Source organism: Pseudomonas sp. 21LCFQ02 (genome assembly GCF_024129895.2).
Classification (GTDB): Bacteria; Pseudomonadota; Gammaproteobacteria; order Pseudomonadales; family Pseudomonadaceae; genus Aquipseudomonas.
Map to the genome: position 1 here is coordinate 1,340,306 of NZ_CM178749.1, position 25,459 is coordinate 1,365,764.

Sequence of the window (25,459 nt, forward strand, 5' to 3'; positions counted from 1 at the left end):
CAGCGATCCTGTACTTAGAAAGTCTTGCGAAATTGAATGAAGCCACCGCGCTCGGCCACTTGCTCATAGAGCCCGATGGCGGTGCTGTTGGTTTCGTGGGTCAGCCAATGCACCTTGCGACTGCCGTGTTGTGTGGCGCTGGCGTAAACGTACTCGATCAATTGCCTGCCCACGCCTCCGCCGCGTTGCTGTGGGGCGACGAACAAGTCTTGCAGGTAGCAGGCGTCTTCGATGCTCCAGTTGGAACGATGGTAGATGAAGTTGACCATACCCACCGCCGCATCGCCTTGCCAGGCCAACGCGCTATGGCAGGGTTGTGCCGGGTCGAGCAGGCGTTGCCAGGTTGTCGCGCTGACGTCATCGGCCAGTTCGGTTTCGTAGAAGCGCAGGTAGGCCAGCCACAAGCCCAGCCAGGCGGCATGATCGGCAGCGCTTACCGGGCGGATCTGTACAGCGGTCATGGCGTCTCCTTCAGCCCATCAATTGAGCAATACGTTGATCCTGTGGGTCAGGACTGGCGGCCAGGCCCTCGCGGACCCCGGCGATATCGCGGGCGTCGCGGTTCTGGCTGAGTTTGCGTTTGCCTTGCAGGCGCTCGATGGGCAAGGCGAAACCGGCAATGGCGGTGAGCATCTTGTCGATGTATTCGGCCGGCGCGTCAGCGATGGACCATGGCTGGCTGCGGCCGCTTTCATGCCGCTCAGTCAGGGCACCGAGGAGCGCGCGCAAGGGCGCCGCTTCAGTGATCAGGCGCGGCCTGCCGTAAGCATGAACGGCCAGGTAGTTCCAGGTCGGCACTGCTTTGCCGTGTTCGGCCTTGCTGGGGTAGAACGAGGGGCTGATGTAGGCGTCCTCGCCGGGAAAGACCACCAGCACTTCAGCGCTGCCGGACAGCTCACGCCACTGCGGATTGCCTTTGGCCAGGTGGCCGTACAGCGTGCCGTGAGGTCCTTCGTCACGACGTAGCAGCAGCGGCAGGTGAGTGGCCTGCAAGCCGGATTCACCTTGAGTGACCAGCAAGGCCAGGCGGCAGCGTTCGATCTGTTGCCATTGGCTGTGCAGGTCGTTGTCGCGGAAGGCAGTGGGTGTGTACATGAGATTCCCCTTGGCGGATGGACTCATCCTAGGCAGGCTAATGGCTCTTTGTAAGAGCCATTACTGAGCCATTTGATAGGGCCAATTCAATGACCGACGCACCGCTGTTTCCCTTCGACCCGGCCGGTTTTGCTCTGGACCGGCGCAAGGGGCTGAGCCGTCAGCTCTACCAGGCACTGCGCGAACGTATTCTGGATGGGCGTCTGGCCAGTGGTACCCGGCTGCCCGCCAGCCGGGATCTGGCCGCCGTGCTGGAGATCTCGCGCAATAGCGTGATGCGCGCCTTCGACCAGCTGTATGCCGAAGGCTTTACCGAGGCCCAGGTGGGCGACGGAACCTATGTCGCCAAATTGTCGCGCATTGTGCTCAAAAAAACCTCGCCCGCAGAGTTTTCCACAATACTGTCCACAGGGTTATCAACAAGCTTATCCACTGGTTTATCCACAAAATCGTCAAAATCGGCCTATCTTGAACTCTCGAAAGTTATCCACAGTGATGCGCTACAGATCCTGGAGAGGCATCACTTACCCGCGCCCAAGGGTGGACCGCCGCGGGCTTTTCGGGTCGGTATCCCGGCGTTCGATCTGTTTCCGTTTGCCACCTGGAGCAAGCTCCACGCGGCTTTCTGGCGCAAGCCTGACTTGCAGCAGCTCGGTTATGGCGACCCGGCCGGGGATTGGCGTTTACGTGAGCTGATTGCGGTTTATCTGCGAACTTCTCGCGGTTTGTTTTGTACCCCTGAGCAAATTGTGATCACCAGTGGCGCGCAGCAGGCAATCAGCCTTTGTGCACAATTGCTTCTGAATGCCGGGGACGCCGTGGCTGTGGAAAACCCCGGGTATCGGGCGGCAGGGCACGCGTTCGCGATCGCTGGGGCGCGTTTGCAGGGTATGCCGGTCGATAACGAGGGCATGTGCTGCGCGCGATTGAAGGCCACCGGTTGCAAGTTGGCTTATGTGACGCCGTCGCATCAATACCCGACCGGGGTCGTGATGAGCCTGGCGCGGCGCCTGCAACTGCTCGACTGGGCACACAAACATGGCGGCTGGATTGTCGAGGATGACTACGATGGCGAGTACCGCTACAGCGGCGCGCCGCTGGCACCGTTGGCGGCACTGGATGCTCAAGGACGGGTGCTATACGTCGGCACCTTCGGCAAGGTTGCCTTTCCGGCGTTGCGTCTGGGGTATCTGGTGCTGCCGCCCGGTCTGGTCGCGCCATTCAGCCAGCGGCGGGCGCTGGACGTGCGCCATTCTGACGTGGCGACCCAGGTCGTCATGGCGCAATTCATCGCCCAAGGGCACTTTCAACGGCATATCCGGCGCATGCGGCGCGCCGCGTTGAACCGCCGTGATGCGTTGCTGAGCGGCTGGCCGCAGGCATTGCCTGGCTGTGAGGCGATGCCTAAAGCCGTCGCCGGTCTGCATGTGGCGGTACGGGTCGACAGCCTGGCGCGTGAGCAGCAACTGATTGCCCAGGCTGAAGCGGTCGGGGTGGAAATCAACGCCCTGAGTGACTATTGGCTGGCGGACGACAGCGCGCCGCCGGACCTGCGGGCCGGGCTGGTGCTGGGGTTTGCTGCCGTGGCCGAAGCAGAGATCGCCGCTGCGCTGGGGCGTTTGCGGCGGGCCTGGGGTTGTCAGTAACCGTTATACTCGGCGGTCTTTCTTGCAGGCTTGGGATACATCATGAGTAATTCGCTATCAGCCATGCCCCAGCGCCGGCTCGGTGCACCGTTGGCTGCGCTGTTTCTGTTGCTGATGGGTACGCAGTTTTTGCTGCTCAGCGTCGGCATGCGCCAGGTTCTGCTGTTGTTGCTTGGCGCAGCATTGGGCGTGACCCTGTACCACGCCGCTTTTGGTTTCACCTCGGCCTGGCGGGTGTTCATTCTGGAGCGCCGTGGCGCGGGCCTGCGTGCGCAGATGGTCATGCTGGCCATCGCCGTGGTGCTGTTTTTCCCGACCCTGGCCAGCGGATCGCTGTTCGGCCAGCCGGTCAATGGCCTGGTGGCGCCCGCCGGGGTTTCAGTGATCGTCGGGGCGTTTATTTTCGGTATCGGCATGCAACTGGGTGGCGGCTGCGCCTCCGGTACTTTGTTTACCGCAGGTGGCGGCAATGCGCGGATGCTGGTGACCCTGGTGTTCTTCATTCTCGGCTCGCTGATCGCGACCCACCACGTGCACTGGTGGTTCGCTTTGCCGTCGCTGCCGGCCACCTCGATGGTCAAGAGCTTCGGCTGGCTGCCGGCACTGCTGCTGAATCTGGCTATTTTCGGCTTGATTGCCTGGGTCACGGTGCGCCTTGAAAAGCGTCGTCATGGCCAGCTTGAAGCGCCGGTCAGCAGCGCGCATCGCGGCTGGCGTCGGCTGCTGCGTGGTCCGTGGGTGCTGGTCTGGGGCGCAGTGGCGCTGGCGCTGCTGAACTACGCGACGCTGGCCCTGGCCGGGCGGCCGTGGGGCATTACCTCGGCGTTCGCCTTGTGGGGTGCGAAGATTTCCATGGCGGCGGGGCTGGATGTCAGCACCTGGCCGTTCTGGCAGAGCGCCGGTAATGCCAAGGCGCTGGCTGCCCCGGTGTGGCAGGACATCACCAGTGTGATGGACATCGGCATCATGATCGGCGCCCTGTTGGCGGCCGGCCTGGCCGGGCGTTTCGCGCCGAATCTGGATATCCCGACCCGTTCGCTGGTGGCGGCGGTGATCGGTGGCTTGCTGTTGGGCTACGGTTCGCGGCTGGCCTACGGCTGCAATATCGGCGCGTACTTCAGCGGCATCGCCTCGGGCAGTGTGCATGGCTGGCTGTGGCTGGTGGCGGCTTATCTGGGCAACTGCGTCGGGGTTGGCCTGCGGCCGATTTTCTTCGCCGCTGAGCAGCCCAAGGTCGGCCTGAGCGGCTGCTGAATCGTAACAGTCGTCGAACCATCTGCAGCAAAGGCATTCAAAGCCCTGCGGGGTGGTTCGACTGCCACCTCTTTCACTGACGAGGTGGCTCGGTGCAGAAAACCATCATTTCCAAGCTCAGGTTCCTGGGCAAAACCTTCGGCTATGTAGGTTGGTCACTGTTCTGGTTGCTGATCTGGGACGTGATCGTCACGGTCGATTTCATGCTGTTTCTCGACTACAAATACTCGATGCCGGCCATGCCGCTGACGCTGCTGGGTTCGGCGCTGGTGGTGCTGACCAGCTTTCGCAATTCCAGTGCCTACAACCGGTGGTGGGAGGCCCGCACCCTGTGGGGCGCGCTGGTCAATAACTCGCGCAGTTTTGCCCGCCAGGTGCTGACCCTGGTCGAGGATGAGGGTGAAACCAATCCGATCAAGGCGGTGTTGCTGCGCCGTCATGTCGCCTATGTGAAATGCCTGTCGGCGCACCTCAAAGGCGAGAGTTGTGGCGCTGAGATCCAGGCGCTGATCGGTGCCGACGAGTTCGAACGTCGGCATGAAACCAACAATTTCCCCAATGACCTGCTCAACGTTTCGGCACTGATGATCGCCAAGGAGTATGAGGCCGGGCGTCTGGACAGCATTCGCCTGGCGCGTATCGAATCGACTCTGGTGGATATCTCCAACTGTCAGGGCGGCATGGAGCGGATCGCCAATACGCCGTTGCCTTACCCTTACGTGGCCTTTCCACGGCTGTTCATCACCCTGTTTTGCCTGATCGTGCCGATCGGTCTAGTGGAAACCCTGGGCTGGTTCACGCCGCTGGCTTCGACGGTGGTGGGGTTCATGCTGCTGGCCATCGAGAAGATCGGCACCGACCTGCAAAGCCCGTTCCGTACCAGTGAGCATGAGATTCAGATGAAGGCACTGTGTGAAAACATCGAGCGTAATCTGGACTCGATGTTGCGGGTGACCGAGTTCGAGCGCAGGGTGCGCTGAGCGGCTCGTCACACAATGGGTTTATTCTTCGTTGAGCGCTGAACGCCAGGGCGTTGTCCTGATCTGATGGGCTTTGGCAACGCCAGCGCGATGACAGGAGTGATCTGACGCATGACGCAAAATCCCATCTACACCGTCGAAGGCGAAAACAGCGAGTTCCAGCGTGCCGTCGCGGCGGCCCAGGCCACGTTCAAGTTCATGTACCGCGAGCTTTCCTGGGAGCGCCGCCGGGTGGTGCCGGGCCTGGACCTGGCGGCGGTGAAAATTTCTTTCCCGGTTGAGCCCCTCGATGCGTCATCCCCCTCGGTGGAGAATATGTGGGTGACTGACGTGCTGTTCGACGGGCTGACCCTGCGCGGCGAGCTGATGAACGAGCCGCACTGGGTCACCTCACTGAATGCCGGGGAACTGGTCGCGGCGCCGCTGACAGACCTCAATGACTGGATGTATGTCTGTGGCGGGCGAGTATTCGGGGCCTTCACCGTCGATGCGCTACGCAGTGACATGGAGCCTGACGAACGGGCCGGGCACGACGAAGCCTGGGGGCTGGACTTCGGTGAGCCGGGCAGCATCGAGCTGGTCATGACCGGTACCGATCAGCCACTGCTGCGCTTTTCTCGCGACCTCGACAGCGCAGCAGACCGCGCGGCACTGGCTGAACTGGAGCGTGCCGAGCATCCGATGGCGGTCAATGTGCAGGAAAATATCGAGCAGAACCTGGCTGAGGATCCGGCGCTGGTCACGCAGACCGACGCCAACGGCCAGCAATACCTGCACCGCGAAACCCTGGCGGGCAATTACGGTTTCGTCGAGGCTTTGCTGCGCCACGGTGCCGACCCCGAAGTGAGCGACAGCAACGGACGCACCCCGCTGACGCTGGCGAGAATGGCCGGTTGGCCGCGGATCGTCGAACTGCTGGAGGCGCGCAGCCCGGCAAGTGTCTGATGCACACAATAAAAAGGGCCATCACGTACCAGACTGTGGTCGGTACGCGATGGCCCTTTTTAGCGAATGCTTTGATTAGCGCGCGCTGGGCACGCTTTCAGCATTTTCGCCCGCTTTGACCTGCGGTTGCTGGGTCGGGTTGGCCGGCCAGGCGTTACGGTCCAGATCCAGATCAGGGAATTTGCTGGAGTCGAACACCGGGGTCTTGATGCCGGCGGCACGCTGGTCGTCGTAGTCGCGCAGGATCCGCATGGCGACTTTGAACAGCAGGGCCAGAGCCAGCAGGTTAACGAACGCCAGCAGGGTCATGGTGATGTCGGCGAAGGCGAACACGGTCTTGAGGTCCACTGTCGAGCCCCAGAGGATCAACGCCAGCACGAATACCCGATAGCCGACGATGGCCGACAGCTTCTCGCCGACCAGAAAGCGCAGGCTGTTTTCACCCAGATAGTAGTTGTAGAGAATCGAGGTGAATACGAACAGGGCCAGCGCCACGCTGATGAAGACCCGCCCCCAGTCACCGACCACGGCGGCCAGCGAGTTCTGCGCCAGCACAATACCGTCGCCGCTGTAGCCCACATCGTAGATACCCGACAGCAGGATCAGCAACGCGGTGCAGGTGCAGATGGCAAAGGTGTCGAGGAACACGCTGAACGCCTGGACCACACCCTGGGAAGCCGGGTGCTCGACCTGTGCCACAGCGGCAACGTTCGGTGCGCTGCCCAGGCCCGCTTCGTTGGCGAATACACCACGCTTGACGCCCATGACGATGGCGCTGCCGATCAGGCCGCCGAACACCGGGTCCAGGCCAAAGGCGCTCTTGACGATTGTCAGCAGCATGCCGGGCACGTGCTCGATCTGCAGGCCAATGACGTACAGGGTGACGGCGATGTAGATCAGGGTCTTGACCGGCACCAGCAGGTCAGAGATGGCCGCGATGCGCTTGATGCCGCCGATGAAACCCAGACCCAGCAGGATCGCCAGGCAGATGCCGGCGGTGGCTCTGTCGAAGCCGAAGGCGTTGTTCAGCGAACTGGTCACCGCGTGCGATTGCAGGCCGTTGAAGGCGAAGCCGAAGGTGACCAGCAGCAGGACCGCCATGATCATGCCCAGCCAGCGCTTGCCCAGGCCGTACTGGATGTAGAACGAAGGGCCGCCACGGTACTGGCCTTCGGAGTCCTTGCGCTTGTAAGTCTGCGCCAGGGTACATTCGATGAAGCTGCTGGCCATGCCGACCAGCGAGGTGACCCACATCCAGAACACCGCACCTGGACCACCGAGGGTGACGGCCAGGCCGACGCCGGCAATGTTGCCTGCGCCGACACGACCGGCCAGGCTGAGCATCAGCGCCTGAAAGGAGCTCAGTTGGCCGGAGCTGCTGCGCAGGCTGTCACGGAACACCGCGAACATATGGGTGAAATGACGAAACTGTACAAAACGCGAACGGATGGTGAAGTAACCGCCCAGACCGACGATCAACACGATCAGCAGTTGGTCAGCTATGTGAACGAAAAAATCCAGCATCTTATTATTGCCTCGTGTTTTTGAGGGGGCGCACTATACCGGTGCAATACCGAGACGTCTGTAGTCGTTTTCTTGTATGTAGATGTACGGCTATAGAACATCGCGCTTGCGAGGGTTGTGCTAAGAGTTTTGCCGGTGAAACCGGAGCCTCCTTGCGTCCTGTAATCGGCAGTCATAAAAAAAGGGCCTGGAGGATTTTCCAGGCCCCTGAAAAAGCGGAGGGGTGTCTAGGCCCTCAGCCTGGTGAGCGGTGTCGGTGGAGCAATAACCTCAGGCCTTCAGTGGAACCAGGCGTGGCGCGATCATGTTTTCCGGACGCAGGATGTCAGCCAGTACGTCTTCTTCCAGCAAGCCTTCTTCACGCACCAGTTCCAGTACGCCACGGCCGGTTTCCAGGGCGATGCGTGCGATACGGGTGGCGTTTTCGTAGCCGATGTAAGGGTTCAGTGCGGTGACCAGGCCGATCGAGTGCTCGACTAGCTCGCGGCAGCGTTGTTCGTTGGCCGTGATGCCGGTGATGCAATGCTCGCGGAGCATGTCCATGGCGCGTTGCAGCAGGCGGATCGAGTCGAAGATCTTGTAGGCGATCAGCGGCTCCATCACGTTCAGTTGCAGTTGGCCGCCTTCGGCTGCCACGGTCAGTGCCAGGTCGTTGCCCATGATGGCGAAGGCCACCTGGTTGACCGCTTCCGGAATCACCGGGTTGACCTTGCCTGGCATGATCGAGCTGCCTGGCTGGCGCGGCGGCAGGTTGATTTCGTTGATGCCGGTACGCGGGCCGCTGGACAGCAGGCGCAGGTCGTTACAGATTTTCGACAGTTTGACCGCGGTACGCTTGAGCATGCCGGAGAACAGCACGAACGCGCCCATGTCGGAGGTCGCTTCGATCAGGTCAGCTGCCGGCACCAGCGGCTGGCCGCTGATCGTCGCCAGGCGCTGCACGGCCAGGCTCTGGTAGCGCGGGTCAGCGTTGATGCCGGTACCGATTGCCGTACCGCCCAGGTTGACCTCGGTCAGCAGCTCTGGGGCCAGGCTGCGCAGCCGGTTCAGGTCTTCGGTCAGGGTGGTGGCGAAGGCGTGGAATTCCTGGCCCAGGGTCATCGGCACGGCGTCTTGCAACTGGGTGCGGCCCATTTTCAGCACGTGGCTGAATTCTTCGCTTTTGGCGGAGAACGCATTGATCAGGCTGTCGAGGCTGGCCAGCAACGCGTCGTGACCGAGCAGCAGACCCAGGCGGATCGCGGTCGGGTAGGCGTCGTTGGTCGACTGCGCCATGTTCACGTCGTTGTTGGGGTGCAGGTACTTGTACTCGCCTTTTTCATGGCCCATGGCTTCCAGGGCGATGTTGGCGATAACCTCGTTGGCGTTCATGTTGGTCGAGGTGCCGGCCCCGCCCTGAATCATGTCGACCACGAACTGCTCGTGGAAATCACCGCGTACCAGCCGCGCACAGGCTTCGCTGATTGCAGCGTGCTTGGCCTGGCTCAGGTGACCCAGCTCAAAGTTGGCATCGGCTGCCGCCTGCTTGACCATGGCCAGGGCCACGACCAGTTTCGGATAATGCGAAAGAGGAACGCCGGAAAGGTGAAAGTTGTTCACCGCACGAAGGGTCTGGATGCCGTAGTAGGCGTCGGAGGGTACTTCGAGCACACCAAGCAGGTCTTTTTCGATACGCGATGATGCAGGCGAGGACATGATAGAGGTCATCTCAAGGAAGGCATGAATAATGCCGGAGCGCCTTGATATTGGGGCTCCAGGAGAATCTTGACCAATGCTGTTGCATAATATGCCATGCACTAACGGCATAATGTCATGTGACTTGACCTAATTTATGCTTTATATACGCGCGTCAATCGCGCTTTGCGTTTCTTAGTGAAAAACGGGTGTCCGGGAGGACCAGATGAACCTGGAAAGCAAATGGCTGGAGGATTTCAGCGCCCTGGCCGCGACCCGCAGTTTTTCCCAGGCGGCCGAACGTCGATTCGTCACCCAGCCGGCCTTTAGCCGGCGTATCCGCAGCCTTGAGGCGGCGCTGGGGCTGACCCTGGTCAACCGTTCGCGTACGCCCATCGAGCTGACCGCTGCCGGGCAATTGTTTCTGGTTACCGCGCGTACGGTGGTCGAGCAGCTCGGGGAGGTGGTGCGCCACCTGCATCATCTGGAGGGCGGGCAGGGCGAGGTTATCCAGGTGGCAGCGGCGCACTCGCTGGCGCTGGGTTTCTTCCCGCGCTGGATCGCTCAATTGCGCAATGACGGCCTGAACATTGCGACCCGTCTGGTGGCGACCAACGTCGGTGAAGCGGTGCATGCCTTGCGTGAAGGTGGTTGTGACCTGATGCTGGCATTTTACGACCCGGATGCGGCGTTGCAGATGGACGCCGAAATTTTCCCCTCGCTGCATCTGGCGCACAGCGAGATGCTGCCGGTCTGCGCTGCCGACGCGCAGGGCCAGCCGCTGTTCGATCTGGACAACGGCAGTACCGTGCCACTGCTGGCTTACAGCGCCGGCGCGTTTCTCGGGCGTTCGGTGAACTTGTTGCTGCGCCAGAGCAATCTGCGTTTTTCCACGGTGTACGAGACGGCCATGGCCGAGAGTCTCAAGTGCATGGCCGTGGAGGGGTTGGGCGTTGCCTGGGTTCCGCGCCTGAGCATGCGTGCCGAGCTGGAGCGCGGTGAACTGGTGGTGTGTGGCGGGGCGCACTGGCATGTGCCGCTGGAAATCCGCCTGTACCGCTGCGCCCTGGTACGCAAAGCCAACGTGCGCCTGCTATGGCGCAAGCTGGAAAGCGCGGCGGCTGGCACCAGCGAAGACGTCGAAGGGATCATTCATCCTTCAGGTAATGCCTGATGGCCTCACGATTGGGTTCGCTGAACTCATAGCAATTGGCGACCAGTGCGGTGTGATTGGGGTACATCAAGGTACGGCAGGGTGGCAGGGCGGCGAGCCGGAAATAGGCGTTCTCATGGGTGGCGCCAAACAAATGGCCGACTTCGTGGGCGATATTGATGTAGGCACGCAGCGAAGCAATGGCTTCGTTCATCTGCACCCGGGCAATTCCGCCCACGTCGTGGGTCAGGTTGTGGCGGGTCACCAGCACATACTTGTGGCGTCGGGAGTCGAGGGGCAGGTTGTTGGCATGCAGGTAGGCGCTCAGCCGCTGGCGCCATTGCTCGATGGCCTGGGTGCTGTCGCCGGTCCTGTAGCCGAAATCGGTGATTCCCGGTTGATGGCGCTTGGTGATGACATGGGTCCGGCGACCGGTAACTTCGGTTAGCTCCTTTAAAAACCAGTCAAGATTGTCAGATTTGACCCCGGCGATTTCCTGATCGGTGAGTTGGTCGTGGAAAAACAGGGTCAGAAAGATCGGTTGCAGGTGGTCACTATCCACCTGGTCGTGAGCGGCCAGGGCGCTGCTTGAGAGGTACAGATTCAAGGCCAGTATCAGGCCAAGTTGTTTCAGGCTCATGTTCAAGACTCCATTCAGGGAACGTGGCAACCGGGCAAGTCCGGTTCAAGGTTCACCTAATCGTCTTTGTCAGTGTCGGGGAAGCACCTGCAGCCAGCACGAGGTGTATGGCTATTGCGAGCCGTGGTGCAGGAAAAACCGCTGTCGTGCTGGCCAGGTTTGCAGGATTTTTCCGGGCTGCTTGCCGTCTCTGCTGGCGCCTGACTCCGGAAGGCAGACGGATGGTCGCAGAGGATGCTTTTGTTATTCGACTTTGGGGTATACTGCGCGGCCTTTGGCCGGCTCGACGGTCATTTTTTGTACAGCAAGCCACGCCGGTTTTCCTGCGTGGCTTGTTGTTTTTAGACGCGCCTGCGGGCGCCCGATGAGAGGCTCGACGATGAGTGCACTGGTTGGCGTGATCATGGGCTCCAAGTCCGATTGGTCCACCCTTAGCCACACCGCCGATATGCTGGAAAAGCTCGGCATCCCTTACGAAGTCAAGGTGGTGTCTGCACACCGCACGCCGGATCTGCTGTTCCAGTACGCCGAAGAGGCTGAAGGACGTGGCATCGAAGTGATCATCGCCGGTGCCGGTGGTGCTGCTCACCTGCCAGGCATGTGCGCTGCCAAGACTCACCTGCCGGTGCTTGGCGTGCCGGTGCAGTCCTCGATGCTGTCGGGCGTAGACTCGCTGTTGTCGATCGTACAGATGCCGGCCGGTATCCCGGTCGCTACCCTGGCCATCGGCAAGGCCGGTGCGATTAATGCCGCGCTGCTGTCGGCGAGCATCCTGGGCGCCAGGCATCCGCAGTATCACGCGGCGCTCAAGCAGTTCCGCACTGAACAGACTGAAACTGTTCTGGACAATCCAGACCCGCGCATCGCCTGAGGTTTTTCCATGAAGATCGGTGTTATCGGTGGCGGCCAGTTGGGCCGCATGTTGGCTCTGGCGGGGACACCGCTGGGCATGAACTTCGCTTTTCTCGACCCGGCACCGGATGCCTGTGCGGCGTCGTTGGGCGAGCATCTGCGTGCCGATTACGGCGATCTGGATCACCTGCGGCAACTGGCCGACGAGGTTGATCTGGTGACCTTTGAGTTCGAAAGCGTACCGGCTGAAACGGTGGCGTTCCTGTCGCAGTTCGTGCCGGTCTACCCGAGCGCTGAAGCGCTGCGTATTGCCCGCGACCGTTGGTTCGAAAAAAGCATGTTCAAGGACCTGGGCATCCCGACGCCCGAGTTCGCCGATATCCAGTCGCAACAGGACCTGGATGACGCGGTGGCACGCATCGGGCTGCCAGCGGTGCTCAAGACCCGGACCCTGGGTTATGACGGCAAGGGCCAGAAGGTCTTGCGCAGCCAGGCCGATGTGGCCGGCACCTTTGCCGAGCTGGGCAGCGTGCCATGCCTGCTCGAAGGCTTCGTACCGTTCACTGGCGAAGTGTCGTTGATCGCGGTGCGTGCCCGTGACGGCGAAACGCGTTTCTACCCGTTGGTCCACAACACCCACGAAAGCGGCATTCTGCGCCTGTCGATCGCCAGCACCGATCACCCATTGCAGGCGCTGGCCGAAGACTATGCGGGCCGGGTGCTCCAGCAACTCGATTACGTCGGTGTGCTGGCATTCGAGTTCTTCGAGGTCGACGGTGGCCTCAAGGCCAACGAAATCGCGCCGCGGGTCCACAACTCCGGGCACTGGACCACCGAAGGTGCCGAGTGCAGCCAGTTCGAGAACCATGTGCGCGCCGTTGCCGGTCTGCCGCTGGGCTCCACCGCGAAGGTGGGTGAAAGCGCGATGATCAACTTCATCGGCGAAGTGCCGGCGGTTGCCGCCGTGCTGGCGGTTGAGGATTGCCACTTGCACCATTACGGTAAGGCCTTCAAGGCTGGCCGCAAGGTCGGCCACGCCACCGTGCGCAGCGCCGACCGTGCCACCCTCGACCGTCAGGTCGCGCAGGTCCAGGCGCTGGTCAAGGCCTGATCGCGGAACATCCGGGGCTCTGCCCCGGAACCAAACCGCCGTTTCCGTCCTCACATAGCAACACGCCAAGATGTACAGCGTCCTGGCGGGTTCTATTCATCGGGAGGAAAACCACATGGGTATCATCGGAACTATCTTCATCGGCTTGATTGTCGGTCTGCTGGCGCGGTTTCTGAAACCGGGTGATGACAGCATGGGCCTGATCATGACCGTCTTGCTGGGTATCGCCGGCTCCCTGGCCGCGACCTACGGTGGCCAGATGCTGGGTATCTATCATGCTGGTGAGACCGCCGGCTTTCTTGGCGCCCTGGTCGGCGCGATCATCCTGCTGGTGATCTACGGGATGATCAAAAAGAAATCGTGAAACATCCGCTTCTGCCCTCTGCTTCGTGCGTGCGCAGGGCTAGAATGCGCGACTTCCATCTGTCTTGCCGAGTCGTACGATGCGCCGCTTCCTGTTGCTGCCCCTGCTGCTGGTGTCCACCCTGGCCTGCGCTGAAATTCCGGAAACCGACTGGCTGGAGCTGATGCCGAAGTCGGACCAGAAGGCTCTGGAAGCCATGCCTGAGATTGATCACAACTCGCCGGAAGCGATGGGGACCTTCGACAGCAAGGGCGGGCTCAAGCAGAGCAAAGGCTTGCCTGCGGTGATGTACTCGACCAAGACGGTCGCCGGCATGAACGGCAAGACCATCCGGCTGGGTGGCTATCCGGTACCGCTGGAGACCGACGCCAAGGGCAACAGCACGCTGTTTTTCCTGGTTCCGTATCCGGGTGCCTGTATCCACGTACCGCCGCCGCCGCCCAACCAGCTGGTGCTGGTGCGCTACCCCAAGGGGGTAAAGATCGACGATATCTATACCCCGTTGTGGGTGACCGGTGGGCTGAAAATCGAGAAGGTCAGCAACGACCTGGCCGACGCCGCCTACGCCCTGGATGCGGCGAAGGTGCGGGTGGTGGTCGAGGCTGACCTCTAGGGGCTGTTGCCATTTCAACGCGAGCCGCGTTGCAGCGCCAAATCGTGTCAGGCGAGGCGAAGGACGCAGGAAATGGTCGCTCCCTTTTCAAGTCCTTCAACGACGCATGGCGCGATTTGGGGCGCAACCCGCAGGGCCGTGGCTGTTTTGTCACACACACTTCAACAGAGTGAAGCCTATGCAGGCCGACAAAACAGACCTCGGCGCGGTTGTGATGAAACGGCAACAGACCCTAGTCACTCGCCCTGCAGCGCCTCGCTCCAGATGCTGACACTCAAGACATGCATCTGATCCGGGGCCAGGGTGACCACATCGCTCATCACGTTGGCGGTTTCCACGCACAGCATGCGCTGCCAGCCGTCGTCGGCCATGTCGGGCAGGGCGCGGGCGCGATCTATCCAGGGATTCCACACCACGGCTGAATGCGAGCCGCTGGTCTGGATCTGGATACGCCGCTGCAGGCCGGGGTCAACGATGCTCAGCAGGGGCGGGGTGTCGAGGTAGATGCGGTCGGTTTCGCCGGCAAAACCCAGGTCGCCGGACTGCTTGCGCTCTTCCCAGTTCTCCAGAGTTTCGATATAGCGCAGGCCGTCGACGCCCTGCAGGCTGACCTGACGCACGTCGCTGACCACGAAATAAGTGTGCAGTGCCTGGCTCAAGGTCACTGTTTCAGCGCCGCAGTTATAGCTGACCAGGCTGACGTTCAAGGCCTGGTCCAGGCGGATGCTGAGTTTCAGGGCGACTTTGTGCGGCCAGCCGGGCAGGCCTTGTTCGGCGTGGGGTTGAATGAACTCGACCAGCAGGGCATCACCGTCTTCGCCGATGCCCAGCAGTTGCCAGTCCAGAATACGCACTTCGCCGTGGGCATTGGCAGGTTCGGTGCTGTCGCGCATGGCCTGGACGCTTTCGGGGTTACGTGCCAGGTTGCCGAACCATGGCCAGCACACCGGGATGCCGGCGCGAATGGGCGTGCCTTGTTTGAACGACGCCTTATCGTTGTGCCACACCAGCGGTTGCTGGCCGGCGAGCTGATAGCTGAGGATGTGCGCGCCTTGCTGGGCAATCAGCAGCTCGGCGTCGCCGTGGCGGATGCGCAAGCATTCGAGCTCATCGATGGTAATGGATTCAACCTGGGGCGTGGGCATGGGAAGTTCTCACTCAAAGGCTATGGACATTGACTGCACCAAAGCCGTCGAGTTTAGCGCCAACCGGCGCTCCTGTGCCCGCCTGTGTGGCTGAACTCAGCCGCGGCGCTTGATCGAGCGGGTCCGGCCCCTGTCGTCTATGGCGACAAAGACGAAGGCGGCTTCGGTCACTTTGCGCCATTCGCTGGTCAGCGGGTCATCGCTCCAGACCTCGACGAGCATCTTGATCGAGCTGCGGCCGACTTCCTGGGTGCGGGTATAGAAGGTCAGTTGTTCGCCGACTGCCACCGGAACCAGAAAGGCCATGCGGTCGATGGCCACGGTTGCAACCCGCCCGCCCGCGATCTTGCTGGCCATCGCAGTGCCTGCCAGGTCCATCTGTGAAACCAGCCAGCCACCATAGATATCGCCGAAACCGTTGGTTTCACGCGGCAGCGCGGTGATTTGCAAGGCCAGATCGCCCTGCGGGATTGGATCTTCTTGTTCAAGCTCGATCATGCCTGGGGTGCCTCTGACCCATGACTCTCTTGGATAGCTGAAAAGACGCTCTACCAGAGCTTTCGGGAAGCCTGAGCCGCTCTGGCACAGGGTTCTGGTGTCTGGCGAGTATATCGGTCGTGCTCTCATGCGACGACCGTCAATGCGTATTTGTAACAGGTACGCGCAGTGCTCATGAGTTTTTTGCAACATTTTGCTATCTTGCCAGACCCGTACCGGTAACAAGATTACTGATACAGGCAATTTTGATGCCTACCCGCGCCATTGCCATGGACAAGCGCTTCTGCCCGCTACAGCGAGGCAGCCAGCGTCGCTGTCGCTTGCCACTCAAAAGAAATGCCCTTAGAGAAGCCTTGTCATGTCCTCTGTTCCTTCTGATAGTGCGTCTTCCTCGCGCCCTTTGACCCGTAGCGACTACAAAACCCTGTCGCTCTCTGCGCTGGGCGGCGCTCTGGAATTCTACGATTTCATCATCTTCGTGTTCTTTGCTGCGGTCGTCGGCAAGTTGTTCTTCCCGCCCGACATGCCGGAGTGGCTGCGTCTGATGCAGACCTTCGGCATCTTTGCCGCCGGTTATCTGGCCCGGCCGTTGGGCGGTATCGTCATGGCTCACTTCGGCGACCTGCTGGGCCGCAAGAAGATGTTCACCCTGAGCATCATCATGATGGCGATCCCGACGCTGATCATGGGTTTGCTGCCGACTTACGCGCAGATCGGCCTGTGGGCCCCGGTGTTACTGCTGTTGATGCGGGTCATTCAGGGCGCGGCAATTGGTGGTGAAGTCCCGGGCGCCTGGGTGTTCGTTTCTGAGCACGTGCCGGCCCGGCAGATCGGCTTCGCCTGCGGCACCCTGACCGCTGGCCTGACTGCTGGCATCCTGCTCGGCTCGTTGGTCGCCACGCTGATCAACAGTATCTACAGCCCGGTAGAGGTCTCGGACTACGCCTGGCGGATTCCGTTCCTGCTCGGCGGTGTTTTTGGTCTGATGGCCGTGTATCTGCGTCGCATGTTGCACGAGACCCCGGTATTCGCCGAACTGCAACTGCGCAAGGCGCTGGCCGAGGAAGTGCCGCTCAAGGCGGTACTGCGCGAGCACCGTGGTTCGGTGGCGCTGTCGATGCTGCTGACCTGGCTGCTGTCAGCGGGCATCGTGGTGGTGATCCTGATGACCCCGACCCTGCTGCAGACCGGTTACGGTTTTGCCGCCGCCACGGCGTTGAAGGCCAACAGCCTGGCTATTGTTTGCCTGAGTATCGGTTGCGTCGTCGCCGGCGTGCTGTCTGACCGCTTCGGACCGGGCTGGGTGCTGCTGCTTGGCAGCATCGGCCTGCTGCTCAGCTCCTGGACCTTCTACCATACCCTGAGCGCTCATCCGGACTGGCTGTTCCCGCTGTATGCCGTGACCGGCGCGTTTGTCGGCACCATCGGTGCGGTGCCCTATGTGATGGTCAAAGCCTTCCCGCCGGTGGTGCGCTTCTCGGGCCTGTCGTTCTCCTACAACCTGGCGTATGCGATCTTTGGCGGGCTGACGCCGATGGTGGTGACCCTGATGCTTAAACAGAATCCGATGGGGCCTGCCTGGTATGTGGCGGCGCTGTGCGGGCTGGGCATGCTGTTGGGGCTGTTTTTGCTTTCACGCAAGCGCTGAGTCTGGTTCCAGCCGCTTTGATAAAGGCCGACTTGCGTGCGCAAGTCGGCCTTTCATCTTATTGTCATAATCAGTTCATACAGTGGTCATCCGTTCTGCGTATTCGGGCGGATTGATGAGTATTTTCCGGGAGCCCCAGGCATGACACTCAAGCGTTGGATGGTGATCTTGTCTCTGGCTGCCGGAGGTTATGCAAGCCATGCGCTGGCTGCTGTCGACCCGTCGATTGCGTCCTATACCAAGGTCAGCGGGGTGTCAGGTAACCTGTCGAGCGTCGGCTCCGACACCCTGGCCAACCTGATGACGCTGTGGGCCGAGGCCTACAAAAGAGAATACCCGAGTGTAAATATCCAGATTCAGGCGGCCGGTTCGTCCACTGCGCCCCCGGCACTGGCCGAAGGTACGGCCAACCTGGGGCCGATGAGCCGCAAGATGAAGGATGGAGAAGTCTCTGCGTTCGAGCAGAAGCAGGGCTACAAGCCGACGGCGGTGCCGGTGGCGGTGGATGCCCTGGCGATATTCGTGCACAAGGACAATCCGATCAAAGGGCTGAGCATGCCGCAGGTCGATGCGATCTTTGCCGAGACCCGTTTGTGTGGCGCAAAAAAACTGGCCCTGACCTGGGGTGATGTCGGGTTGACAGGCTACCTGGCCAATCAGCGCATTCAGCTGTTTGGCCGTAACTCGGTCTCCGGCACTTATGGTTATTTCAAGGAAGAAGCGCTGTGCAAAGGCGACTTCAAAAACAGCGTGAACGAGCAGCCTGGCTCGGCTTCTGTGGTGAGTGCGATCAGCGGCTCGCTCAACGGCATAGGCTATTCAGGTATTGGTTACAAGACCTCTAGCGTCAAGACCGTGCCGCTGGCCAGGCAGGCCGGTGAAGAGTATTTCGAAGCCACCGAGGCCAATATTCTCGCTGGCCGCTATCCGCTTTCGCGTTTGCTGTATGTCTACGTCAACAAGGCGCCGAACAAACCGCTGGCACCGCTGGAAGCCGAGTTTCTCAAGTTGATCCTGTCCAGGCAGGGGCAGGAGATCGTCATGAAGGATGGTTACATTCCGCTCCCGGAGCCGGTTCTTGACAAGGCGCTTGTCGATCTGGGGCTCAAGGCGCCGGTCAGGGCTGCTCGCTGATGCCTTGGCATGAGTGTGTTTCGACAGTTCGGCGCCAGAGGGTTGGGCGCCGGGCTCTTTTATGTCATTTAGTGCCGCACGGATGAACCGAAAGTCAGATGAATCGTAGTCCCGCACCCGAAGGCATTGACTTCAATACCCCAGCGATGCAACGCAAGCGGCGTGCCCGGGCGTTCAAGGATCGCCTGACTCGCTGGTATGTCGCGTTGGGCGGCATGGCGGTGCTGGCCGCTATTACCCTGATTTTCTTCTATCTGGCCTGGGTGGTCGCGCCGCTGTTCAAGGGCGCGAGCCTGAACGTTGCCGCACCGATGACGCCGGCCTGGATGCAGGCTGCCGGCAAACCCTTGATGATCAGCATCGAGGAGCAGAACCAGGTGGGGATGCGAATCTCCGATCAGGGCCAGGCGATCTTCTTCGACGTCAGCAGCGGAGCGCAGCTAAAGCAGATGGCCCTGCCGTTGCCCGAAGGTGTGCAGATCACCGCGATCGGCAAGGACCAGCCCGGCACGCCGCTGATTGCCGTGGGCCTGTCCAACGGCCAGGTTCTGGTGTTCCGTCATGCCTATGAAGTCAGCTACCCGAACAACCAGAAGACCATCACCCCGGCCATTGCCTGGCCTTACGGGCAGGCGCCACTGACCCTGGACGAGCAGGGCCAGGCCATCGGCCAGGTGACGGTCAGCGTCAGTGGCAGCCATCTGCGTCTGGCGGGCAGTACCGGCACGCAACTGCATGTACTGGCTGTGGAACTGGGCGAGAACCCGCAGACCGGTGAAGTGCTGCGTGAGCAGAGCCGCATCGAGTTGCCGCAGTTGTCGGCTGAAGTGAAAGCCATTTACATCGACCCGCGCCAGCAGTGGCTGTATGTGATCAATGGCCGCGCCCAGGCTGACGTGTTCAGCCTGCGTGATCGTACCCTCAATGGTCGTTACAAACTGCTGGAAAACGCCAACGCCGAAATCACCTCCTCGACTCAACTGGTCGGTGGTGTTTCACTGCTGTTTGGCGACTCGCGTGGCGGCATCAGCCAGTGGTTCATGGTCCGTGATACCGATGAAGAGCCGCGCTTCATGAGGATCCGCGATTTCCGTCTGGGTGATGCGCCGATCGTGCAGATCAGGGCCGAACAGCGCCGCAAGGGCTTCGTCGCACTGGATAGCACGGGGCAATTGGGGGTTTTCCACAGTACCGCGCACCGTACCTTGCTGGTCGAGAAGGTCACCGACGGCGCCGGCCTGATGACCCTGTCACCGCGCGCCAATCAGATCCTGATCGAGTCTGGCGGTACATTGCGCGGCGTGGGCCTGGATAACCCGCACCCGGAGATTTCCTGGAGCGCGTTGTGGGAGAAGGTCTGGTACGAAAACTACGACGAGCCCCGGCATGTCTGGCAGTCGACGGCTTCAACCACTGACTACGAACCCAAGCTGAGCCTGGCGCCATTGACCTATGGCACGCTCAAAGCGGCGTTCTATGCCATGTTGCTGGCCGCACCGCTGGCCATTGCGGCGGCGATCTACACCGCGTACTTCATGGCCCCGGTCATGCGCCGCAAGGTCAAGCCGGTCATCGAATTGATGGAAGCCATGCCGACGGTGATCCTTGGCTTCTTTGCCGGTCTGTTTCTGGCACCGTACATGGAAGCCAACCTGCCAGGGATCTTCGCCCTGATGTTGCTGACCCCGGTCGGTATCCTGCTGGCCGGCTTTCTGTGGAGCCGCCTGCCCATTTCGCTACGCCTGCGGGTGCCCGATGGCTGGGAAGCGGCGATCCTGATTCCGGTGGTGCTGGGCGTGGGCTGGCTGTCGCTGGGCATGAGCCCGCACCTTGAAAGCTGGCTGTTCGACGGTGACATGCGCACCTGGATCAGCCACGACCTGGGCATTACCTTTGATCAGCGCAACGCGCTGGTGATCGGCCTGGCCATGGGCTTTGCAGTGATTCCGAATATCTACTCCATCGCCGAAGATGCCATTTTCGGCGTGCCGCGCAGCCTGACCCTGGGCTCGCTGGCGCTGGGTGCCACACCGTGGCAGACCCTGACCCGAGTGGTCTTGCTGACCGCCAGCCCCGGTCTGTTCTCCGCGCTGATGATCGGCATGGGGCGGGCAGTGGGTGAAACCATGATCGTGCTCATGGCCACCGGCAACACGCCGATCATGGACATGAACCTGTTCGAGGGCATGCGCACCCTGGCGGCCAACGTGGCGGTGGAAATGCCTGAATCGGAGGTGGGCAGCAGTCACTACCGCGTGTTGTTCCTCGCGGCCCTGGTACTGCTGATGTTTACCTTCGTCATGAACACCCTTGCGGAGCTGATTCGTCAGCGCCTGCGCAAGCAATACTCGTTGCTCTGAGGGAGACTTGATTCAAATGAAACGAGACTCTCTGAACAAATGGACCAAAAGTGGCGCGCCGGGCATCTGGCTCAGTGCCGGCGCGGTGTCCATCGCGGTGATCCTGACCATCGGTCTGCTGACGATCCTTGCGGTGCGCGGACTCGGGCACTTCTGGCCTGCTGATCTGGTGCGGGCGCAGTACAGCGTGCCGGGGCAGGCAGCGCATGTGCTGATCGGCGAGCGGGTCGAACGTGAGCAGGTGCCGCGCTCACGCCTGCTCGATGCCGGCTTGCCGGTGGCAGATGATGGCTCGGAGTTTCTCGGCCGCGAGCTGTTCAAGGTCGGCAACCGTGACCTGACCCGCAGCGATTTCACCTGGGTGGTCAGCGAATGGCTGAGCCAGCACGGCAAGCCGGCCGAGCTGATGACCCTGGAGCGGCGTGAGTGGGGCAACTTCTACGGCTATCTGGTCAACGTCAAGGAAGCGGGCCGGGTGGTGGCAGTTGGCGAGGCTGCCTGGGGGCCATTGCAGGAACGCCTCAAACGCGTCCAGGCGCTGGCCGTGCAACTGCATCAGCTGGAAAAGCGCGACATCGTGCAGGTCAATAACAGCCTGGAGCAGTTGCGCCTGCAAACCCGGCAACTGGAGCTTGATGGCCGATTGGATGCGATTGCCCAGGCAGACATTGCCGCCTCACAGGCGCAGCTTGAGGCCCGCTACACCGAGGTCGAAGGCCGTCTGGTGGAACTGCGCCAGGCGGTCGAACGTGACAGTCTGACCGCCAGAGACGCCGAAGGACGAATCACGGAAATCAGCCTGGGCAAGGTGGTGCATGCCTACCAGCCCAACACCATGAGCGTGCTGGACAAGCTCGGGTTCTATTTCCAGAAGCTTTGGGAATTTCTGAGCGAAGACCCGCGCGAAGCCAACACCGAAGGTGGAATTTTCCCGGCCATTTTCGGCACCGTGATGATGACCATGATCATGGCGATCATCGTGACCCCGTTTGGTGTCCTGGCGGCGGTCTATCTGCGTGAGTACGCCCGCCAGGGGCCTGTGACCCGACTGATCCGGATTGCCGTGAACAACCTGGCCGGCGTGCCGGCGATTGTCTATGGCGTGTTTGGCCTGGGCTTTTTTGTCTATGTGCTGGGTGGTTCGCTGGACCGACTGTTCTTTGCCGAAGCCTTGCCGGCGCCGACCTTCGGCACGCCCGGCCTGTTGTGGGCCTCGCTGACCCTGGCGCTGCTGGCGGTCCCGGTGGTGATCGTCGCCACGGAAGAGGGCCTGGCGCGCATTCCGCTGAGCCTGCGCGAGGGCTCGCTGGCCTTGGGCGCGACCAAGGCCGAGACCTTGTGGAAGATCGTTTTGCCAATGGCCAGCCCGGCGATCATGACCGGCCTGATCCTGGCGGTGGCCCGCGCCGCCGGTGAGGTGGCGCCGTTGATGCTGGTGGGGGTGGTGAAGATGGCGCCGTCGCTGCCGGTGGACGGCAATTACCCCTATCTGCATCTGGATCAGAAGATCATGCACCTGGGCTTTCATATTTACGATGTCGGTTTCCAGAGCCCCAATGTCGAGGCCGCGCGCCCGCTGGTGTACGCCTCGGCCTTGCTGCTGGTGCTGGTGATCGCCTTGCTCAACCTCTCTGCTGTGGCCATTCGCAATCACTTGCGTGAGAAGTACAAGGCGCTGGACGACTAGCGTTCGTAAAGCCCAGGATCCGTGGAAGCCGTGCGTAGCACGGCGCTATGCAACGACCGTTCTTTCAGGAGTCACCCATGCCACATGACAGCCCGAACCGGGGTGCCACTATTGATGTTCTGGCGCGCAACAGAGACGGGTCGCGCCTGGCCGCCGACAATGTGGCGTTCGAAGTGGCGGGCCTGAACCTGTTTTATGGCAACAAACAGGCACTGTTCGACATCGGTCTGGATATTCCCAGGCAGAAGGTCACCTCGTTCATCGGGCCTTCCGGTTGTGGCAAGTCGACCCTGTTGCGCACTTTCAACCGGATGAATGATCTGGTCGATGACTGCCGCGTCGAGGGCACCGTCAACCTGTACGGGCACAACATCTACAGCAAGGGTGAGGAAGTCGCGGAGCTGCGGCGGCGGGTCGGCATGGTGTTCCAGAAACCTAATCCGTTTCCCAAGACCATCTACGAGAACGTGGTCTACGGTTTGCGTATCCAGGGCATCAACCGCAAGCGCATGCTCGACGAGGCCGTGGAGTGGGCGCTGCGCGGTGCGGCGCTATGGGACGAGGTCAAGGACCGCCTGCACGAGTCGGCCCTCGGGCTGTCGGGCGGTCAGCAACAACGTCTGGTGATTGCCCGGACCATCGCCGTGGAGCCTGAGGTTCTGCTGCTTGATGAGCCTTGTTCGGCGCTGGATCCGATTTCTACGTTGAAAGTCGAAGAGCTGATCTACGAACTGAAATCGAAATACACCATTGTGATCGTTACTCACAACATGCAGCAGGCGGCGCGGGTCTCTGACTACACCGCTTTCATGTACATGGGCAAACTCGTCGAATTCGGTGATACGGACACGTTGTTCACCAATCCGGCAAAGAAGCAGACCGAAGATTACATCACCGGCCGTTATGGCTAGCGGGTACTTCGTCAGGCCTTAGAGGGGGTCTGCAAAACGCTGACTCGGCAATACGGCGTTGAAAACGGGCTAAAAAGACTCATCGACTTGATGTCAACTGCGCTTTTTCACCCAATTTCGTCTTGTCTTGCCTTCGTCCGCCTGTTTTGTAAACACCCTCTTACCACCGTGCGTTTTCGCCTCAACCGGACGTTCCAAGGACACCCAGCATGATCCATAAAGACAGCCTCACGCATCACATTTCCCAACAGTTCAACGTCGAACTCGAAGATGTTCGCAGCCACTTGCTCGAAATGGGCGGTCTGGTTGAAAAGCAGGTCAACGATGCCGTGACCGCGCTGATCGAAGCCGACTCGGGCCTGGCTCAGCGGGTCCGGGAAGTCGACGAGCGGATCAATCAGATGGAGCGCAACATCGACGAAGAATGCTTGCGCATTCTCGCCCGCCGCCAGCCGGCCGCTTCGGACCTGCGCCTGATCATCAGTATCTCCAAGTCGGTAATTGATCTGGAGCGTATCGGTGACGAAGCGACCAAGATCGCCCGCCGTGCCATCCAGTTGTGCGAAGAAGGTGAAGCACCACGTGGTTATGTGGAAGTGCGCCACATCGGTGACCAGGTGCGCAATATGGTTCGCGATGCGCTGGATTCGTTCGCCCGCTTCGACCCGGAACTGGCCTTGTCGGTCGCCCAGTACGACAAGGTTATCGACCGCGAGTACAAAACGGCGCTGCGCGAGCTGGCTACTTACATGATGGAAGATCCACGCTCGATCTCCCGCGTATTGAACGTGATCTGGGTGCTGCGTTCGCTGGAGCGGATCGGCGACCACGCGCGCAATATCTCGGAACTGGTGATCTATCTGGTACGCGGCACCGACGTGCGCCATATGGGGCTCAAGCGCATGCGTGAAGAAGTCCAGGGTCACGCTAGCGAAAAGGCTCATGTTCCGGACGCTGCTGACGATAAATAAGATTGTCTGCCAAGAACGCCCAGCATGCGCTGGGCGTTTTGCGTTGCAGCACCAGGGTTGAATCGACCGCGCGGCTTGCGTATCGCCAGCATCGAGCCCTGGTTTTTGCAGTTGCCCGCCAGGAAAAATGCCGAGGTACTGTCAATCAAAGTGGCCGTTGGCCATGCGTCAACGATATGCTAGCCGAAACAAAGGGGCGTGTTGGCATACTGCAGCTCACCCGCCAAGGTGAACACGTCCGCAGGAGCGTCGATGAGTAAAGTCAGTGTATTGGTTGTGGATGACGCGACTTTCATTCGCGACTTGGTGAGAAAAGGGCTACGCAATTATTTTCCCGGCATTCATACCGATGAAGCCGTTAACGGACGCAAGGCCCAGGTCATGCTGAGCCGCGAAGCGTTCGATCTGATTCTATGTGACTGGGAAATGCCCGAAATGTCCGGGCTTGAGTTGCTGGAATGGTGCCGTCAGCAGGAAAACTACCTCAAGACAGTACCGTTCATCATGGTCACCAGCCGTGGCGACAAAGAAAACGTCGTCCAGGCTATTCAGGCCGGGGTATCGGATTTTGTTGGCAAACCGTTCACCAATGAACAGTTGCTGACCAAGGTCAAAAAAGCCCTGGCCAAGGTCGGCAAGCTTGACGCAGTGATGTCCAGTACAGGTGTACCAAGCCGTATAAACTCTGCGCTCAACGACTCATTGAGCGCCCTGACCGGCGGCAAGGCTGAGGTGGTGCGTCCGACCGCGCCTGTGGCAGCGGCAGCTCCTGCGCCCCGTCCTGCCGCCGCTCCCGCCCCTGCCGCCAGCCAAACGCTGAACGGTCGTGGCCAGGGCCAATTGCGCCTGCCCAGTGGCAACCAGTCATGCATCATCAAGAGCCTGACCCTCAAGGAGGGGCTGTTGGTGATCAAGCGCAGTGAGGCGCTGCCGCAGATTCTGGAAAGTGCCGTGCTGGATCTGGAGCAGGGCGAAGAGAACGAAGTGGCCCGCCTCAATGGCTACATCCACGCCATCGTGGCATTCGAGCAGAAGCCTGACAGTGAGTGGCTGCAAGTGACCTTCCGGTTCGTCGACCAGGACGCCAAGAAGCTCGACTACCTGTCGCGGCTGATTGCCCGCGGTACGGCGCAGAAGCACTTCGTGCCAGGGGCATGACCGATCAGCGGCAGGCAAGCCACGTTATACCTTGTGGTCTGACCTGCCGCGCTGCCTTTTCCTGCTGCCCACGTCCGGGTAGGCCCCTTCAAGGCT

At 60.9% G+C, this 25,459-nt stretch carries 23 protein-coding genes; 16 read left to right on the forward strand and 7 right to left on the reverse strand.

The window, feature by feature from the left end:
* Positions 1-14: 14 nt before the first annotated feature.
* The gene (locus NJC40_RS06330) at positions 15-461 is read right to left on the reverse strand and encodes a GNAT family N-acetyltransferase (RefSeq protein WP_253142650.1); all 447 of its coding nucleotides are present in this window, start codon (positions 459-461) and stop codon (positions 15-17) included.
* A gap of 10 nt (positions 462-471) precedes the next feature.
* Positions 472-1,095, reverse strand: coding sequence for an FMN-binding negative transcriptional regulator (locus NJC40_RS06335; protein ID WP_253142649.1), 624 nt, complete (start codon positions 1,093-1,095; stop codon positions 472-474).
* An 89-nt stretch (positions 1,096-1,184) separates the two neighbouring features.
* Here NJC40_RS06335 and pdxR point away from each other — a divergent pair, with 89 nt between their 5' ends.
* The 4 genes from pdxR (at position 1,185) to NJC40_RS06355 (ending at position 5,920) form a co-directional block, all read left to right on the forward strand.
* Positions 1,185-2,741 carry a MocR-like pyridoxine biosynthesis transcription factor PdxR gene (gene pdxR / locus NJC40_RS06340; RefSeq protein WP_253142648.1) on the forward strand — a complete coding sequence of 519 codons (1,557 nt, stop codon included), beginning with the start codon at positions 1,185-1,187 and terminating at the stop codon, positions 2,739-2,741.
* Between the two features lie 42 nt (positions 2,742-2,783).
* A complete protein-coding gene (locus NJC40_RS06345; protein ID WP_253142647.1) occupies positions 2,784-3,995 on the forward strand; it encodes a YeeE/YedE family protein in 1,212 nt (403 codons plus the stop codon).
* 92 nt (positions 3,996-4,087) lie between these two features.
* Positions 4,088-4,975, forward strand: a complete 888-nt coding sequence (locus NJC40_RS06350) for a bestrophin family protein (protein ID WP_045485528.1) — start codon at positions 4,088-4,090, stop codon at positions 4,973-4,975.
* Positions 4,976-5,086: 111 nt separating this feature from the next.
* The gene (locus tag NJC40_RS06355; RefSeq protein WP_253142646.1) at positions 5,087-5,920 is read left to right on the forward strand and encodes a DUF2314 domain-containing protein; all 834 of its coding nucleotides are present in this window, start codon (positions 5,087-5,089) and stop codon (positions 5,918-5,920) included.
* A gap of 75 nt (positions 5,921-5,995) precedes the next feature.
* On the opposite strand, the gene NJC40_RS06360 is transcribed toward NJC40_RS06355, so the two are convergent.
* Together NJC40_RS06360 and aspA are read right to left on the reverse strand one after the other, a co-directional pair.
* Positions 5,996-7,444, reverse strand: coding sequence for an alanine/glycine:cation symporter family protein (locus NJC40_RS06360; RefSeq protein WP_045485532.1), 1,449 nt, complete (start codon positions 7,442-7,444; stop codon positions 5,996-5,998).
* A 270-nt stretch (positions 7,445-7,714) separates the two neighbouring features.
* The gene (gene aspA / locus NJC40_RS06365) at positions 7,715-9,139 is read right to left on the reverse strand and encodes an aspartate ammonia-lyase (protein WP_253142645.1); all 1,425 of its coding nucleotides are present in this window, start codon (positions 9,137-9,139) and stop codon (positions 7,715-7,717) included.
* 205 nt (positions 9,140-9,344) lie between these two features.
* Here aspA and NJC40_RS06370 point away from each other — a divergent pair, with 205 nt between their 5' ends.
* Complete coding sequence (locus NJC40_RS06370; RefSeq protein WP_253142644.1) at positions 9,345-10,292, forward strand: LysR substrate-binding domain-containing protein; 948 nt, start codon at positions 9,345-9,347, stop codon at positions 10,290-10,292.
* On the opposite strand, the gene NJC40_RS06375 is transcribed toward NJC40_RS06370, so the two are convergent.
* Positions 10,267-10,911, reverse strand: coding sequence for a hypothetical protein (locus NJC40_RS06375; RefSeq protein ID WP_253142643.1), 645 nt, complete (start codon positions 10,909-10,911; stop codon positions 10,267-10,269). The two genes, NJC40_RS06370 and NJC40_RS06375, sit on opposite strands and share 26 nt — an antisense overlap.
* Before the next feature lie 379 nt (positions 10,912-11,290).
* Here NJC40_RS06375 and purE point away from each other — a divergent pair, with 379 nt between their 5' ends.
* The 4 genes from purE to NJC40_RS06395 all read left to right on the forward strand — a co-directional run bounded on the left by purE (position 11,291) and on the right by NJC40_RS06395 (position 13,851).
* On the forward strand, positions 11,291-11,782 hold the full coding sequence (gene purE / locus NJC40_RS06380) for a 5-(carboxyamino)imidazole ribonucleotide mutase (protein WP_045485536.1): 492 nt from the start codon (positions 11,291-11,293) through the stop codon (positions 11,780-11,782).
* Between the two features lie 9 nt (positions 11,783-11,791).
* A complete protein-coding gene (locus NJC40_RS06385; RefSeq protein ID WP_253142642.1) occupies positions 11,792-12,874 on the forward strand; it encodes a 5-(carboxyamino)imidazole ribonucleotide synthase in 1,083 nt (360 codons plus the stop codon).
* Positions 12,875-12,989: 115 nt separating this feature from the next.
* The gene (locus tag NJC40_RS06390) at positions 12,990-13,238 is read left to right on the forward strand and encodes a GlsB/YeaQ/YmgE family stress response membrane protein (RefSeq protein ID WP_045485542.1); all 249 of its coding nucleotides are present in this window, start codon (positions 12,990-12,992) and stop codon (positions 13,236-13,238) included.
* A 79-nt stretch (positions 13,239-13,317) separates the two neighbouring features.
* A complete protein-coding gene (locus NJC40_RS06395; protein WP_253142641.1) occupies positions 13,318-13,851 on the forward strand; it encodes a DUF3299 domain-containing protein in 534 nt (177 codons plus the stop codon).
* Between the two features lie 236 nt (positions 13,852-14,087).
* On the opposite strand, the gene NJC40_RS06400 is transcribed toward NJC40_RS06395, so the two are convergent.
* Both NJC40_RS06400 and NJC40_RS06405 read right to left on the reverse strand, forming a co-directional pair.
* Positions 14,088-14,996, reverse strand: coding sequence for a D-hexose-6-phosphate mutarotase (locus NJC40_RS06400; protein ID WP_045485547.1), 909 nt, complete (start codon positions 14,994-14,996; stop codon positions 14,088-14,090).
* A 96-nt stretch (positions 14,997-15,092) separates the two neighbouring features.
* Positions 15,093-15,494: an acyl-CoA thioesterase gene (locus NJC40_RS06405; protein ID WP_045485549.1), complete on the reverse strand. Its 402-nt coding sequence runs from the start codon at positions 15,492-15,494 to the stop codon at positions 15,093-15,095.
* 358 nt (positions 15,495-15,852) lie between these two features.
* Between NJC40_RS06405 and NJC40_RS06410 the strand changes: the two genes are divergently transcribed.
* From NJC40_RS06410 to NJC40_RS06440, 7 genes are all read left to right on the forward strand, one after another.
* Positions 15,853-17,142 carry an MFS transporter gene (locus NJC40_RS06410; protein ID WP_045485551.1) on the forward strand — a complete coding sequence of 430 codons (1,290 nt, stop codon included), beginning with the start codon at positions 15,853-15,855 and terminating at the stop codon, positions 17,140-17,142.
* A 141-nt stretch (positions 17,143-17,283) separates the two neighbouring features.
* Complete coding sequence (locus NJC40_RS06415; RefSeq protein ID WP_045485553.1) at positions 17,284-18,276, forward strand: PstS family phosphate ABC transporter substrate-binding protein; 993 nt, start codon at positions 17,284-17,286, stop codon at positions 18,274-18,276.
* Positions 18,277-18,374: 98 nt separating this feature from the next.
* A complete protein-coding gene (locus NJC40_RS06420; protein WP_253117828.1) occupies positions 18,375-20,636 on the forward strand; it encodes an ABC transporter permease subunit in 2,262 nt (753 codons plus the stop codon).
* Between the two features lie 16 nt (positions 20,637-20,652).
* A complete protein-coding gene (gene pstA / locus NJC40_RS06425) occupies positions 20,653-22,323 on the forward strand; it encodes a phosphate ABC transporter permease PstA (RefSeq protein WP_253142640.1) in 1,671 nt (556 codons plus the stop codon).
* Positions 22,324-22,400: 77 nt separating this feature from the next.
* Positions 22,401-23,234 carry a phosphate ABC transporter ATP-binding protein PstB gene (pstB, locus tag NJC40_RS06430; protein WP_253142639.1) on the forward strand — a complete coding sequence of 278 codons (834 nt, stop codon included), beginning with the start codon at positions 22,401-22,403 and terminating at the stop codon, positions 23,232-23,234.
* A gap of 209 nt (positions 23,235-23,443) precedes the next feature.
* Entirely contained in the window at positions 23,444-24,205 is a 762-nt protein-coding gene (gene phoU, locus NJC40_RS06435; RefSeq protein WP_045485563.1) for a phosphate signaling complex protein PhoU, read from the forward strand.
* Between the two features lie 252 nt (positions 24,206-24,457).
* A complete protein-coding gene (locus tag NJC40_RS06440; protein ID WP_045485566.1) occupies positions 24,458-25,363 on the forward strand; it encodes a response regulator in 906 nt (301 codons plus the stop codon).
* The last annotated feature ends 96 nt before the right edge of the window (positions 25,364-25,459 follow it).